General features: G+C 72.0%; 12 protein-coding genes and 1 tRNA gene. 3 read left to right on the plus strand and 10 right to left on the minus strand.

Annotation, left to right across the window (positions count from 1 at the left end):
- Positions 1-45 precede the first annotated feature (45 nt).
- The gene (gene glmU / locus OG505_RS23030; RefSeq protein WP_405427451.1) at positions 46-1,578 is read right to left on the minus strand and encodes a bifunctional UDP-N-acetylglucosamine diphosphorylase/glucosamine-1-phosphate N-acetyltransferase GlmU; all 1,533 of its coding nucleotides are present in this window, start codon (positions 1,576-1,578) and stop codon (positions 46-48) included.
- A 110-nt stretch (positions 1,579-1,688) separates the two neighbouring features.
- Positions 1,689-1,760, minus strand: a tRNA-Gln gene (locus OG505_RS23035).
- 331 nt (positions 1,761-2,091) lie between these two features.
- Between OG505_RS23035 and OG505_RS23040 the strand changes: the two genes are divergently transcribed.
- A complete protein-coding gene (locus tag OG505_RS23040; protein ID WP_405427453.1) occupies positions 2,092-3,057 on the plus strand; it encodes an acyl-CoA desaturase in 966 nt (321 codons plus the stop codon).
- A 211-nt stretch (positions 3,058-3,268) separates the two neighbouring features.
- Entirely contained in the window at positions 3,269-3,955 is a 687-nt protein-coding gene (locus OG505_RS23045) for a TetR family transcriptional regulator (protein WP_405434652.1), read from the plus strand.
- Positions 3,956-3,959: 4 nt separating this feature from the next.
- On the opposite strand, the gene OG505_RS23050 is transcribed toward OG505_RS23045, so the two are convergent.
- The 7 genes from OG505_RS23050 to OG505_RS23080 all read right to left on the minus strand — a co-directional run bounded on the left by OG505_RS23050 (position 3,960) and on the right by OG505_RS23080 (position 10,567).
- On the minus strand, positions 3,960-4,436 hold the full coding sequence (locus tag OG505_RS23050; protein ID WP_405427455.1) for a DUF4383 domain-containing protein: 477 nt from the start codon (positions 4,434-4,436) through the stop codon (positions 3,960-3,962).
- Positions 4,437-4,650: 214 nt separating this feature from the next.
- Entirely contained in the window at positions 4,651-5,106 is a 456-nt protein-coding gene (locus tag OG505_RS23055) for a DUF4383 domain-containing protein (RefSeq protein WP_405427457.1), read from the minus strand.
- Between the two features lie 95 nt (positions 5,107-5,201).
- Complete coding sequence (locus OG505_RS23060) at positions 5,202-7,007, minus strand: ABC-F family ATP-binding cassette domain-containing protein (protein WP_405427459.1); 1,806 nt, start codon at positions 7,005-7,007, stop codon at positions 5,202-5,204.
- Positions 7,008-7,124: 117 nt separating this feature from the next.
- Positions 7,125-8,075: a 4-(cytidine 5'-diphospho)-2-C-methyl-D-erythritol kinase gene (locus tag OG505_RS23065; RefSeq protein WP_405427461.1), complete on the minus strand. Its 951-nt coding sequence runs from the start codon at positions 8,073-8,075 to the stop codon at positions 7,125-7,127.
- Positions 8,072-8,656, minus strand: coding sequence for a Uma2 family endonuclease (locus OG505_RS23070; RefSeq protein ID WP_405427463.1), 585 nt, complete (start codon positions 8,654-8,656; stop codon positions 8,072-8,074). The genes OG505_RS23065 and OG505_RS23070 overlap by 4 nt, the downstream gene beginning before the upstream one ends.
- 32 nt (positions 8,657-8,688) lie before the next feature.
- Positions 8,689-9,558, minus strand: a complete 870-nt coding sequence (gene rsmA / locus OG505_RS23075) for a 16S rRNA (adenine(1518)-N(6)/adenine(1519)-N(6))-dimethyltransferase RsmA (RefSeq protein ID WP_405427465.1) — start codon at positions 9,556-9,558, stop codon at positions 8,689-8,691.
- A 109-nt stretch (positions 9,559-9,667) separates the two neighbouring features.
- Positions 9,668-10,567, minus strand: coding sequence for a TatD family hydrolase (locus OG505_RS23080; protein WP_405427467.1), 900 nt, complete (start codon positions 10,565-10,567; stop codon positions 9,668-9,670).
- 155 nt (positions 10,568-10,722) lie between these two features.
- On the opposite strand from OG505_RS23080, the gene OG505_RS23085 reads away from it, so the two are divergent.
- Positions 10,723-11,970 (plus strand): hypothetical protein, encoded by a 1,248-nt coding sequence (locus OG505_RS23085; RefSeq protein ID WP_405427469.1) that lies wholly within the window; start codon positions 10,723-10,725, stop codon positions 11,968-11,970.
- A 46-nt stretch (positions 11,971-12,016) separates the two neighbouring features.
- Here the strand turns inward: OG505_RS23085 and metG are convergent, their stop codons facing one another.
- Positions 12,017-13,819, minus strand: coding sequence for a methionine--tRNA ligase (metG, locus tag OG505_RS23090; protein WP_405427471.1), 1,803 nt, complete (start codon positions 13,817-13,819; stop codon positions 12,017-12,019).
- Positions 13,820-13,939: the final 120 nt, after the last annotated feature.

Consider the following 13,939-nt stretch of genomic DNA (forward strand, 5'->3'; position numbering starts at 1 on the left):
TCCCGTTTGTCGGCGGTACCCGGCCCGGTGGTGGTGGGTCGGGGACTATTCGGTTGCAGTATCTCCCGCGCCGGACGCACCGCCCACCGTCTCGGCCCGCCCGTGCATTGCCTCACTGTCGCTTGCGGTGCCACCCACCTCCGACGCACCCTTCGCGTCACTGGCGCGCTGCGCGGCCTCGGCCGCCGCCGTGCCGGCCCGCCGCTTCACCACCCAGCCCTCGATGTTGCGCTGGCGCGCGCGGGCGACACCCATCGCGCCCGCCGGCACGTCGTCCACGATCACCGAGCCGGCCGCCGTGTACGCGCCGTCACCCACCTCGACCGGCGCGACGAACATGTTGTCCGCCCCGGTCCGGGCGTGGCTGCCGATCACCGTGCGGTGCTTGTTGACCCCGTCGTAGTTGACGAAGACCGACGCGGCGCCGATGTTGGTCTGCTCGCCGATCGTGGCGTCACCCACGTACGTCAGGTGCGGCACCTTGGAACCGGCGCCGATCTCGGAGTTCTTCACCTCGACGAACGTGCCGACCTTCGCCTTGTCGGCGAGCCGCGCGGCGGGCCGCAGGTACGCGTACGGGCCCACGCTGGCGCCCGCGCCCACCTCGGCGCCCACGGCGTGGCTGCGCACCACCGACGCGGCCGGGCCGACGATCGTGTCAATCAGCGTCACGTCCGGCCCGACCAGCGCGCCCGCGCCGACCACCGTGGCCCCGCGTAGCTGGGTGTTCTGGTCGATCACCGCGTCGCGGTCCAGCGCCACCGTCACGTCGATCCAGGTCGTCGCCGGGTCGAGCAGGCTCACCCCGGTGCGCATCCACGCTTCGTTGACCCGGTCACGCAGCAGCCGCCGCAGCGACGCCAGCTCCACCCGGTCGTTGCAGCCCAGCGTCTCGACATGGTCGACAGCCACGTGCACCGCGACCGGCTCGCCGACGGAGCGGAGCAGGCCGAACACGTCGGTCAGGTACTCCTCGCCCTGGTCGTTGTCGGTGGAGAGCTTGCCCAGCGCGTCGCGCAGCCGCACCGCGTCGAACGCGTAGATGCCGGCGTTGATCTCCCGGATCGCGCGCTGGGTCGCGTCGGCGTCGCGTTCCTCGACGATCTGCTCCAGCCGGCCGTCGGCGTCCCGGACGATCCGCCCGAGCCCGGTCGGGTCGGGCACCTCGGCGGCCAGCACGGTGGCCGCGGCGGCGGCTTCCTCGTGCGCGGTCACCAGCGCGCCCACCGTCTCCGGTCGCAGCAACGGCACGTCCCCGTTGATGACCACGACCGTGCCGGCGCCCTCCGGCACGGCGTCCAACGCGATCCGCACGGCATGTCCGGTGCCGAGCTGCTCGGCCTGGAGCACGGGCGTGGCGTCGGGGGCGATCTCGGTCAGGTGGGCCCGGACCTGGTCGGCGCCGTGGCCTACCACGACGACGGTACGGTCGGCGGCCAGCGGCCCGGCCGCGCTCAGCACGTGGCCGAGCAGGGTACGGCCGAGCAGGGGGTGCAGCACCTTGGGCAGTGTCGACTTCATCCGCTTGCCCTCACCCGCGGCGAGCACGACGACGGTACGAAGGTGGGGCTGGGGCACGACGTGGCTCCCGTCGGGACGGCGGACACTCTCGCGGCCATGCTAACCACGCGGCCCGGCAGCCCGTCCTCTTACCCCCAGCAGAACCCAAAACGGACCTGTAGGGACAGCTCGGCCGCCAGGGTTCGAACCTGAAATACGGGTACCAAAGACCCGGGTGTTGCCAATTACACCACGGCCGATCGCAGCGTCAAGAACTCCGTCGCCTCAGGGGCGAGCATCCTGCCGCTACACCTTAACGCCCGACGGCCGCGACGCCAGCACTCACGCCCTTCATGATCCCCTCGACGTCGCCGACCAGCGCGCGTGGCTCGAGACCTCAGCGACGGCGACACCCCGCTCGAACGGCCGCCCAGGCGGCGCACCATGGCGACGAACGGAACGGCCATGACCAGGGCTTTAGGACCTACGTACGACAGCTTTTCCAAACTTCCCCGTGCGATCTACCGAGCCGTAAGTTACGGTGACGTAGGCGTAGGTTCGTGATCGTTTCCGTCCCCTCTGCGAGGTGCCATGTCCACCACCCTGGTCGAACCCAACACCGCCGGCCCCGGCCCGAAACCGCTCACCGACGGCAGTCAGTCCTCCGGGATCCTGGCCGCCCTGTGGGCCTTCGTCGTGATCCCCTTCGTGGCCCTGCTGGTCGCCGTGCCGGTCGCCTGGGGCGGCTGGCTGGGCTGGACCGACGTGGTCATCGGTTTGGTCTGGTACGTGGTCTCCGGGCTCGGCATCACGGTGGGCTTCCACCGCTACTTCACGCACGGCTCGTTCAAGGCCAAGCGGTGGCTGCGGGCGACCCTGGCGGTCGCGGGTTCGCTGGCGGTACAGGGCGAGATCATCCAGTGGGTGGCCGACCACCGGCGGCACCACGCCTTCTCCGACCTGGAGGGTGACCCGCACTCGCCGTGGCGGTTCGGCACCAGCTTCTGGGCGCTGACGCGGGGTCTGTTCCACGCACACGTGGGCTGGCTGTTCCGCCGCGAGCTGTCCAACCGGGAGCGGTTCGCACCGGATCTGATCGCCGACCGTGACATCAGCCGGGTGGATCGACTGTTCCCCGTGCTGGTGGCCGTCTCGCTGCTCGGCCCGGCGCTGATCGGCGGCCTGGTGACCTGGTCGTGGCAGGGTGCGCTCACCGCGTTCTTCTGGGCCGGGCTGGTCCGGATCGGCCTTCTGCACCACGTCACCTGGGCGATCAACTCGGTCTGCCACGTGTACGGCGAGCGCCCGTTCGCGATGCGCCAGGGCGACCGCGCGTCGAACTTCTGGCCGCTGGCGATCCTGTCGTTCGGTGAGAGCTGGCACAACCTGCACCACGCCGACCCGACCAGCGCGCGGCACGGTGTGCTGCGCGGTCAGGTGGACATCTCGGCCCGGGTGATCTGGCTGTTCGAGAAGGTCGGCGCGGCGTCGCAGGTGCGCTGGCCGAAGCCCGAACGCCTCGCGGCCAAGCTCGTGAAGCCTGTCGCACCCCGGTAAACCGGGCGGTGCCGCGGGGTGCCGCCTGGCAGGATGGCCGGATGACCGAGCGGAGCGGGGGGACCGGACGGGGAGCCGGGCCCGATCCGGGTACGGTCGGACGGCACGGCAGGGCGGCCGGACCGCCCGCCAGTGAGGCGACGACGTGAGCGGGCACAGCGGAGGCACCATTCCACGGCAGGGCGTCACCGAGCGCCAGCGAGGCGGCGACATGCCCGAGGTCAGTGACGAAACCGGCGGCCGGCGGCCAGTGCCGGCTGCGGCGGCGAAAGCCAAGCCCCCCTCCCGGGTACGCATGTCCGCTGCGCAGCGGCGGGAGCAGTTGATCGCGATCGGCCGGCAACTGTTCGCCGAGCGAGGGTTCGACGCCACCTCCATCGAGGAGGTGGCGGCCCGCGCCAAGGTCTCCAAGCCCGTGGTGTACGAGCACTTCGGTGGCAAGGAGGGGCTGTACGCGGTCGTGGTCGACCGGGAGGTCCGGGCCCTGCTGGACCGGATCACCACGGCGCTGACGGCGGGGCATCCGCGTGAGTTGCTGGAGCAGGCCGCGATGGCCCTGCTGGGCTACATCGAGGAGGAGACCAGCGGGTTCCGGGTGCTGGTCCGCGAGTCGCCGCTGATGTCCGGCACGGCCACCTTCAGCAGCGTGATGAACGACGTGGCCCACCAGGTCGAGCACATCCTGGGCGCCGAGTTCAAGAGCCGCGGGTACGACCCGAAGCTGGCCGAGCTCTACTCGCAGGCGTTGGTGGGCATGGTCGCGTTGACCGGCCGCTGGTGGCTGGAGGTGCGCAAGCCGCGCAAGGAGACGGTGGCGGCGCACCTGGTCAACATGGCCTGGAACGGGTTGTCGCACCTGGAGGCGAAGCCCACGTTGATCACCGCCCGCCGCCACTGACCGTTCAGCGGCGGTGCACCTCGGCCACCGGATGTTTGCGGCGTTCCAGCTCCGCCTCGGCGTGCTCCGACGGGCCGATTTTGTCGTAGAGGCCGGTGCCGAGCAGGATCAGGCCGAACAGCATCGACACGATCACGGTCGACATCGAGAAGTTGAGGAAGTTCGCGTCGGTCTGCAGCACGGACATCATGAGGATGCTGGTCGCCAGGAACACCACCCCGGCGGTGAGGTTCATGTAGTGGCCGAGGTTGCCGCGCCGGGACGCCCCGATGATCAGGACGACTCCGAAGACCACCGAGGCGAGCGAGAAGGCCAGGTTGGTGCGGAGCCCGAGGGCCCAGTGGCTGCCCCGGTCGAAGAGCGGGTCGCCGATCGTCTCGGCGACACCCCAGACGCCGAAGACCAGGATGTAGACGCCGATCAGGCCGGAGAGGACCCGGTAGAGCGGCCGTGCCGGATGGTTCACCGGAAAGTGCGGCATACCAAACCCCATCCACCTGAATTAGACCATTTCAGGAGGATTGTCACCCAGGCAAGAGTCAACTGTCCGAAGAACCCCAAAGCCCGAAAGGGTCCGCCGCAGGCTGGACCAGGTCAGGTTTTCGCCGGAGCCCGAGCTGCGCAGGGATCAAGCCTGACCGCCCGGAGCAGCTCGGGCTCCGGCGAAAACCCACGGCCGCAACCAAGAAACGAACTCAGAGCACGAGACGAGCCTTCTGGAACGCCTCCGCCTCATCCTCCGTGCCGACCTTGCCGTACATGCCGGCCATGAGCAGCACCAGGGCGGCCGTCATCACGACCATCACGGTGAAGATGCTGAAGTTGAAGAAGTTGGCGTCCGTCCGGATGAAGGCCAGACCGGCCAGGCTGATCGCCATCAGGGCGTACGCCAGCCACTGGTTGATCGCCACGTCGATGTTGCGGCCGAGCGCGGTGCCGACCAGCACGACGAGCCCGAGCAGCACGCACAGCAGCGAGAAGCCGAGGTTGGTGCCCTGGCCGAGGACGCGGGTGTCGTCCTGGGCGAGGATCTCGTTGCCGGCGCTCGCGATGATGCCGAGCACGCCGAAGACCACCAGGTACAGACCGGTCAGCCCGCCGATCGCCCGGTAGATCGGCCGCGCGGGGTGGTTGACGGGGGTGTGGGCCATGTCTGAGTCTCCAAGGGTGAGGTGTCGCCGACGATTGTCCCGCATGTGTCGGTGTGACGCCGCACACGGCCCCCGCGCCGGCGTGCCCGGCCCACTCAGCCCTCGGGCAGGTCCTCCGCGAGGGTTATCCAGGTCTCCTCGATCCGTTCCCGTTCGGCGCGCAGATCCTTGAGCTGGGTGTCCAGCTCGGCGACGCGGGCGTAGTCGGTGGCGTCGGCGGCGAGTTGGTCGAGCAGGGTCACCTCGCGCTGGTCGAGCTTGCCGAGCTGCCGTTCCAGCCGGGTCAGCTCCTTGCGGGCCTGGCGCACCTCGGCGGCGGACATGCCACCCCCGGTGGGCCCCGCCGGCGCGACCGAGCCGGTCCCACCCGCCCGGGTGGCGCCGGCTCGCTCGGCGGTCCGCGCGAGGTACTCGTCGACGCCACCGGGCAGGTGCACGAGCCGGCCGTCGCCGAACATCCCGTACGCCGTGTCGGTGACGCGCTCGATGAGGTAACGGTCGTGGCTGGCCACGATGATCGTGCCGGGCCAGGAGTCGAGCAGGTCCTCCAGCGCGGCCAGAGTGTCGGTGTCCAGGTCGTTGGTGGGCTCGTCGAAGAGCAGCACGTTGGGCTCACCGGCGAGCAGCCGCAGCATCTGCAACCGGCGACGCTCACCGCCGGACAGGTCGCTGACGGGCGTCCAGAGCCTGCGGTCGTCGAACCCGAAGACCTCGGCGAGCTGGGCGGCGGAGACCTCCCGGTCGCCGAGCTGCACCCGGCGGGCGACCTCCTCGACGGCCTCCAGCACCCGCAGGTGACCGGGCAGCTCGGCGAGTTCCTGGGAGAGGAACGCCGGTCGCACCGTGGAGCCGGTGCCGAGGCGGCCGCCGTCGGGGCGGGTGATGCCGGCGAGCATCCGCAGCAGGGTGGTCTTGCCAGCGCCGTTGGCGCCGAGGATGGCGATCCGGTCGCCGGGGCCGACCAGCCAGGTGGCGTCGCGCAGGATCTCCTTCGGCCCGGCGTGCAGCTCGACGTTCTCCAGCTCGTACACCTGCTTGCCGAGCCGGGACACGGCCATGCGCTGCAACGACATGGTGTCGCGGGCCGGCGGCACGTCGGCGATCAGCGCGTTCGCGGCGTCGATGCGGAACTGCGGCTTGGAGGTCCGGGCCGGTGGGCCGCGCCGCAGCCAGGCGATCTCCTTGCGAAGCAGGTTCTGCCGACGGGCCTCGGTGGCGGCGGCGACGCGTTCACGCTCGGCGCGGGCGAGGGTCCAGGCGGCGAAGCCACCCTCGTACGCCCGGACGGTCTGGTCGGCGACCTCCCAGGTGGTGGTGCAGACGGCGTCCAGGAACCACCGGTCGTGGGTGACCACGACGAGGGCGCCCTTGCGGCCGACCAGGTGCCGGGCCAGCCAGTCGACACCGCCGACGTCCAGGTGGTTGGTGGGCTCGTCGAGGATCAGCAGGTCCGAGTCGCGGACGAGCAGCGCGGCGAGCGCCACCCGCCGCCGTTCGCCACCGGACATCGGGCCGACCGGCTGGTCGAGGCCGAGGTGCGGCATGCCGAGGCCGTCGAGGATGTTGCGGACGCCGGCGTCACCGGCCCACTCGTGCTCGGCGCCCATGCCCTCACCGAGCCAGGCCGTGCCCAGCACGACGTCCCGGACGGTGGCGTCCGGAGCGAGGGTGAGCTGCTGCGGCAGCCAGAGCACGCGCAGGTCGCGGCGGTGGGTGACCCGACCGTCGTCGGGATCCTCCTGCTTGGTGAGCAGGCGCAGCAGGGTGGACTTGCCGGCGCCGTTGAGGCCGACCACACCGATCCGGTCGGCGTCGTCCAGGCCGAGCGAGACGTCCGTGAGCAGCCGCCCGGCGGCGCCGTACCCCTTGGACACCCGGTCCAGATTGACGATGTTGGCCACGTTCCACCCTTCAAGATCAAGGCGTCCGGGTGCCGGCGGGCACCTCGGGACGCCTGAACCCAAGGGTACGCGGACGTCCCGGCCACCCGCGCCGCGCGGGCCGTCCGGGACGCGACGTCAGCCGACGCGCGCGCCCGCCACGGGCCCGTGCGCGACCCGTGCCTCCCGGCACACACCGGCGCTGGTCAGCTCGACGGCGATCCGCTCGGCGTCGGCGGCGTCCGCGGCGAGAAAGACGCAGGTCGGGCCGGAGCCGGAGACGATGCCGGTGAGCGCGCCGGCTGCCTCGCCAGCCTTGAGGGTGTCGGCCAGGGCGGGCCGCATGGCCAGCGCGGCATCCTGCAGGTCGTTGCCGAGCGTCCGGGCGAGGACCCGGGGGTCACGTTGACGCAGCGCGCCCAGCAGCGCGTCGGTGCTGCCCAGCGGGGCGCCGGCGGCGCCGGAGTCGCGCAGCCGATCCAGCTCGCGGTACGCGGCAGGGGTGGACAGGCCGACGTCGGCGATCGCCACGACCCAGTGCCACGAGGTGGCCCGGGCCAGTACCGGGCTGACCGCCTCACCCCGGCCGGTGCCCAGCGCGGTGCCGCCGTAGATCAGGAACGGCACGTCGGAGCCCAGGTCGGCGGCGATCCCGGCCAGCTCGTCCCGGGACAGCCCGGTGCCCCACAGCGCGTCACAGGCCACCAGCGCGGCGGCCGCGTCGGCGCTGCCGCCGGCCAGCCCTCCGGCGAGCGGGATCTGCTTGCGCAGGTGCAGGCGGGCGTGCGGCAGCACCCCCGCGTACCCGGCCAGGGCGTGCGCGGCGCGGATCACCAGGTTGGAGTCGTCCAGCGCCAGCTCGCCGGTGCCCTCACCCTCCATGGTCAACGCCAGCGTGTCGCCCCGGCGGGCGGTCAGCTCGTCGTGGATGGAGATGGCGTGATAGACGGTGTTCAGCTCGTGGTAGCCGTCGCGGCGCAGCGGGCCCACCCCGAGGTGCAGGTTCACCTTGGCGGGCACCCGGACCTTCACCGGCCCGGCGGCCCCGCGTCGCTCGTCCTCGTCGTCCGGTCGCCAGGCCTCGGTCACGGGGTGATGTCCCGAACGCGCAGGCGGATGTCGAACGGCTTGGCCACGATCAGCTCCTCGGCAAAGTCGGCGGCCAGCTCGTAGCGGCCGTCGACCAGGTCGTACGCGTACACGTGCACCGGATTCTGCTCGATCCGCCAGTAGTGCGGGATCCCGGCATCGGCGTAGTCGGCCGGCTTCTCCAGCCGGTCCCGCCGTCGGGTGCCGGGCGAGACGACCTCGACGGCCAGCATGACCTGCTCGGCGTCGAAGTAGTGGCTTGTACCGACAAGGGGCCGGCGTAGTAGCACCACGTCCGGTTCAAGGGTGTTGCGGTGGTTGAGCGCCACTCCGACGGCGGTAGCGGGCGACAGATCCAGCGGGGCGTGCTGTCGCAGCCACATCCAGAGCAGGCTGCTGATGTTCTGGTGGTCATAGGTGGGGGAAGGGACCACGACGAGGACTCCGTCACGTAGCTCGACGCGGGGGGCGTCGCCGGGCAGGGCCAGCACGTCCTCGATGGTGTGGTTGGCCAGTCGCTGCCGGACGGGATCCGGGCCCCACATCCCCTGGGCGGCGGGCTCGATCGGCTGCGCGGTCACTCGTACACCTCCTCGGCGGGCACGGCGTCAGCCTACTTCGCGGCCGGCGTACCGACCGGGGCCGACGCGGCGATGGCGGCGAACTGCTCGACGGTCAGGGACTCCCCCCGGGCCCCGGGGTCGACGCCGGCTGCGGTCAGCGCGGCGGCGGCCCGGTCCGGGCCACCGGCCCAGCCGGCCAGCGCGGCGCGCAGGGTCTTGCGGCGCTGCGCGAACGCCGCGTCCACGACGGCGAAGACCCGCTCCCGCGGCACGTCGGCGCGGGGCGGCTCGTGGCAGGTGAAGGCGACCAGACCGGAGTCGACGTTGGGCACCGGCCAGAACACGTTCGGCGGCACCTTACCGGCGCCTCGGGCGTGGGCGTACCAGGCGAGCTTGACCGACGGGATGCCGTACACCTTGGAGCCGGGACCGGCGACGAGCCGGTCGGCGACCTCCTTCTGCACCATCACCAGGCCGTGCCGGAGGCTGGGCAGCTCGGCGAGCAGGTGCAGCACCACGGGTACGGCGACGTTGTAGGGCAGGTTCGCGACCAGCGCGGTCGGCGGCGGGTCGGCCAGCTCGGAGGCGGCGATGCGCAGCGCGTCGGCGCGGTGCACGGTGAGCCGGGCGGCGTCCGCCCCGGCGTGCCGGGCGGCGGTCTCCGGCAGCGCGCCGGCGAGCACCGGGTCGATCTCCACGGCGTGCACGTGCCCGGCGACCGGCAGCAGCCCCAGGGTGAGTGAGCCGAGCCCGGGGCCCACCTCCAGGGCCACGTCGTCGGGGGTCAGGCCGGCGGCGGTGACGATCCGCCGCACCGTGTTCGGGTCGTGCACGAAGTTCTGGCCAAGCTTCTTGGTGGGCGCGACGCCCAGCCGGGCGGCCAGCTCCCGGATCTCCGCCGGGCCGAGGAGACCGGTCATGGCTGGCAGCGTATGCGCCCCCACCCCACCGTTAGGAAGGGCCCCTTGTACAACACCAGGCGATTGCAAGGTGCCCTTCCTAACGTTTGGGCGGGCGATGGGGGTGGGCTCACCACGGGCCGAAGGCCCGGTCGCCGGTGGCGGAGATGGCCGCGCACAGCTCATCCAGGTCGCTGCCGGTGGTCGCGGCGAGGGACCGCACGGTGAGCGGGATGAGGTACGACGCGTTCGGCCGGCCCCGGTGCGGGGTCGGGGTGAGGTAGGGGGCGTCGGTCTCCACCAGGATCTGGTCCAGCGGGGTGAGCGCGGCGGCCTCGCGCAGGGCCGTGGCGCTGCCGAACGTGACGGTGCCGGCGAAGCTGAGCAGGTAGCCCCGACGCACGCACTCGCGGGCGAACTCGGCGTCACCGGAGAAGCAGTGCAGCACCACCGTGTCCGGTGCGCCCTCGTCGTCGAGGATCCGCAGCACGTCGGCGTGCGCGTCCCGGTCGTGGATGACCAGCGTCCGCCCGTACCGCTTGGCGATGGCGATGTGCGCCCGGAAGCTCGTCTCCTGCGCCGCGCGCCCCTCGTCGCCGGTGCGGAAGAAGTCCATGCCGGTCTCGCCGATCCCCCGGACCCGGTCGCGGGCGGCCAGCGACTCGATCTCCCGCAGGGCCTCGTCGAGGTCGGCCAGCCGGGGCACCTCGTTGGGGTGCAGCGCCACGGTGGCCAGCACGGCGGGATACGCCTCGGCGATGTCCGCGCCCCACCGCGAGGAGGCTACGTCCACGCCCACCTGGACCAGTCGGTCCACGCCCACCTTGCTGGCCACCGTGATCGCCGTGGCGACCGGGTCGTCGGACGGCCCGCCGCCGGGTACGCCGGCCTCGCTGACGGTGATGTCCAGGTGGGTGTGGCTGTCCAGCACCGGCCGGGGCAGCGGCTCGGGGGCGGGCGGGAACTCTCCGGCCCGCCGGGCGGCACGTTCGCGGCGGGTTTCAGTCGGCTCGCTCATCAGCGACAGCATCACACACCGGGGCCGTCCATCCGCCCGCCACCCGGCGTTCACCTCGACTACGCCGCGCGACTCTACCGTCGCCGGGTGAGCGAGCGCAGCGAGCGAACCATGAGGCACAGCAGCGTGGCGTCTCGCGCCGCTGCCGAGCGGAGCGAGGCGGGGGTGTGAGCGTCACACCCCACGCGAGCGACGCCGCCAGCGAACGGACCGGGCTGCGCGTGGCGTTCGGCGGCGGCGTCTACCCGGCCGAGGAGATCGCCCGGGGCGCCGCGTACGAGCTGTTCAGCGCCGAGGAGGTGGCCGGCTTCGAGCGGGCGCCGCGTCCGGGCAGCGCCCTGCCGTGGCGTCGGTTCGTGCACGTCACCGAGGTGAGCGCGGTGCACGGTGCCGTCGTGCCGGCCGAGGAGCCGGAGACACCGCTGATGATGCCGGCGCACCGGGAACACGGCTGGTCGCACGTACACCAGCTCAGCCAGCAGCCGTCCGCGGCGGGTGACCCGGTGTTGGCCGCAGTGCGTGCCTCGGCGGTCATCCGGCGCGGCACCCGAATGGTGAAGGTGCTCTCCGCCCGGCAGCTCGCCGGGTACGTGCGGGGTTGGCTGCCGCACGGCTTCTGCTACCGCGAGCACGACGTGGCGCACCTGCGTACGCCGTCGGCGACCACGGTGTTGCGCACCGACGGCGACGTCGGGCGGGACGGCTCGGACGTGGCGTACGCGCTGCGCTGGCGGGCCGCCGACCCGGGCGACTACGACGTGCCGGTGGGCGAGGCGCACCGGGGGCTGACGGCGTTGGCGTCCCGGGACCGGCTGGGCCCTCCGGTGCTGGGGACCGGTTTCGTGCCGAGCAACGGCCAGCTCATCCCCGAGTTCATCACCCGGGACTTCGCGGACCTGCCCATGCCGGCGAACGCGGCGCTTGTCGCCTACCCCGCCGAGGGCGTCGAGGTGGTGCTCTACAGCTACCAGGCCGAGCAGCGCGCGTGGCTGCGGATGGTGGGCCCGCAGTGGCGGCACCTGCTGGCCGCGGTGCCGGGCCTCTCTCCCGACCAGGAGTACGTGCCGACCGGCGACGCCCCGCGCTCCACCCAGCTGGTCGGCCTCCACGGCGATACCGAGTACGAGGCGGTGGCCGACCTGCCCGGCGGGTTCCGGGTGCTGGCGATGACCCGGGCGGCCCGCTACCCGGTGGAGGCGGTGGCCCGGCGGCTGCGGTTCGCGCAGTGGCGGGGCGTGTCGTGCCTGGTGCTGCGCGAGGAGGCCGGCTGGCTGCGGCTACGGCTGCGTTTCCCGGACTCGGACGCGGTGATCGCCACCGGCGCGCAGTGCCACGACCGGGGTGTCTACGAGACCTGGGCGCCGGGCGCCGAGGTGAGCGACGACCAGGTCATGGACACCCGGTACGTGATGTGACAGCGCGCGGCGGTGGGAGAGCCCGCCGCCGCGCGCCGTTCGCTGATCAGCCGGCCAGTCGGGCCAGTTCCTCGTCGACGATCGACGGGTCGAGCTTGCGGAACACCGGCTTCGGCGCGGCCAGCGGCCGACCGACCTCCAGTGGCACCGACTCCCAGCGCGCGCCCACCGTGTAGTCCCCGGTCAGCACCGGGTAGGCCGGCCCGCCGTCCAGGTCGTCGACCTGCTCGATGACCGGCATCGGCGCGTGCACGCCGGTGCCGCCCAGCAGCTCGTGCACCTGCTGCGCGGAGTGTGGCAGGAACGGGGTGAGCAGCGTGTTGGCGTCGCTGACCACCTGGAGGGCGACGTGCAGGATGGTGCCCTGGCGGGGCTTGTCGGCCTCGGCCTTGAGCTTCCACGGCGCCTGCTCGGACAGGTACTTGTTGGCCTCGGCGACGACCTTCATCGCCTCGCCGATGGCCTGCTTCTGCCGGTGCCGGCCGATCAGGTCGCCGACGGTGTCGAACCCGGCGCGGGCGACCGCGAGCAGCGCCTCGTCGGCCTCGGTGAGGCCGGCCGGATCGATCGACGGGATCGCCCCGAAGTTCTTCGCGGCCATCGAGACACACCGGTTGACCAGGTTGCCCCAGCCGGCGACCAGCTCGTCGTTGTTGCGGCGCAGGAACTCGGCCCAGGTGAAGTCGGTGTCGTTGCTCTCCGGGCCGGCGGCGGCGATGAAGTAGCGCAGCGCGTCGGCGTCGTAGCGCTCCAGGAAGTCGCGGACGTAGATGACCACCTTGCGGGACGAGGAGAACTTGCGCCCCTCCATGGTCAGGTATTCGCTGGAGACCACCTCGGTGGGCAGGTTGAGCCGGCCCAGCTCGCCCGGCTCGCCGTCGCGGGAGCCCTCGCCGGAGTAGCCGGAGAGCAGCGCCGGCCAGATCACCGAGTGGAAGACGATGTTGTCCTTGCCCATGAAGTAGTAGGACCGGGCGTCCTTGCCCTGGCCGTCGGCGGACCACCACTTCCGCCACGCCTCGGGATCGCCGGAGCGGCGGGCCCACTCGATGGAGGCGGACAGGTAGCCGATGACCGCGTCGAACCAGACGTAGATCCGCTTGTCGGGGCGGTCCCGCCAGCCGTCCAGCGGGATCGGTACGCCCCACTCCAGGTCCCGGGTGATCGCCCGGGGCTGGAGGTCGTCGAGCAGGTTGCGGGAGAACCGCAGCACGTTGGGCCGCCACCCGTCGCGGGTGTCCAGCCACTGGCGGAGCACGTCGGCCAGGGCGGGCAGGTCCAGGAAGAAGTGCTCGGTCTCGACGAACTTCGGGGTCTCGGAGTTGATCCGCGACTTGGGGTCGATCAGGTCGATCGGGTCGAGCTGGTTGCCGCAGTTGTCGCACTGGTCGCCGCGCGCGCTGTCGTACCCGCAGATCGGGCAGGTGCCCTCGATGTACCGGTCGGGCAGGGTGCGCCCGGTGGACGGCGAGATCGCCCCCATGGTGGTCTTCGGCACGATGTAGCCGTTGCGGTACATCCCCTCGAACAGCTCCTGCACCACTGCGTAGTGGTTGCGGGTGGTGGTGCGGGTGAACAGGTCGTAGGAGAGCCCGAGGCCGTGCAGGTCCTCCACGATCACCCTGTTGTACCGGTCGGCCAGCTCGCGCGGGGTGACCCCGTCGGCGTCGGCCTGCACCTGGATGGGGGTGCCGTGCTCGTCGGTGCCGGAGACCATGAGCACGTCGTGGCCGGCCATCCGCATGTACCGGGCGAAGACGTCGGAGGGAACGCCGAAACCGGAGACGTGGCCGATGTGGCGGGGGCCGTTGGCGTACGGCCAGGCCACTGCCGCGAGAACGTGACTCATGAGCAGCAAGCCTAGTGACCCGCCCGGGGCGTCCGCGAACCAATGGGGGGTGCCGGGCCGCCGGACCGGACCGACCACCCCGCCCATTGGTCCGATTTGTCGTCGACACGCGGCCCAGCT

The organism is Micromonospora sp. NBC_00617 (assembly GCF_045161355.1).
Taxonomy (GTDB): domain Bacteria; phylum Actinomycetota; class Actinomycetes; order Mycobacteriales; family Micromonosporaceae; genus Micromonospora.

Bases quoted from the DNA above. Each gene is read 5' to 3' on its own strand.
- OG505_RS23040 (WP_405427453.1), top strand. From the start codon at position 2,092: ATGTCCACCACCCTGGTCGAACCCAACACCGCCGGCCCCGGCCCGAAA.
- OG505_RS23045 (WP_405434652.1), top strand. From the start codon at position 3,269: ATGCCCGAGGTCAGTGACGAAACCGGCGGCCGGCGGCCAGTGCCGGCT.
- OG505_RS23050 (WP_405427455.1), bottom strand. From the start codon at position 4,436: ATGCCGCACTTTCCGGTGAACCATCCGGCACGGCCGCTCTACCGGGTC.
- OG505_RS23055 (WP_405427457.1), bottom strand. From the start codon at position 5,106: ATGGCCCACACCCCCGTCAACCACCCCGCGCGGCCGATCTACCGGGCG.
- rsmA (WP_405427465.1), bottom strand. From the start codon at position 9,558: ATGACCGGTCTCCTCGGCCCGGCGGAGATCCGGGAGCTGGCCGCCCGG.
- OG505_RS23080 (WP_405427467.1), bottom strand. From the start codon at position 10,567: ATGCTGTCGCTGATGAGCGAGCCGACTGAAACCCGCCGCGAACGTGCC.
- metG (WP_405427471.1), bottom strand. From the start codon at position 13,819: ATGAGTCACGTTCTCGCGGCAGTGGCCTGGCCGTACGCCAACGGCCCC.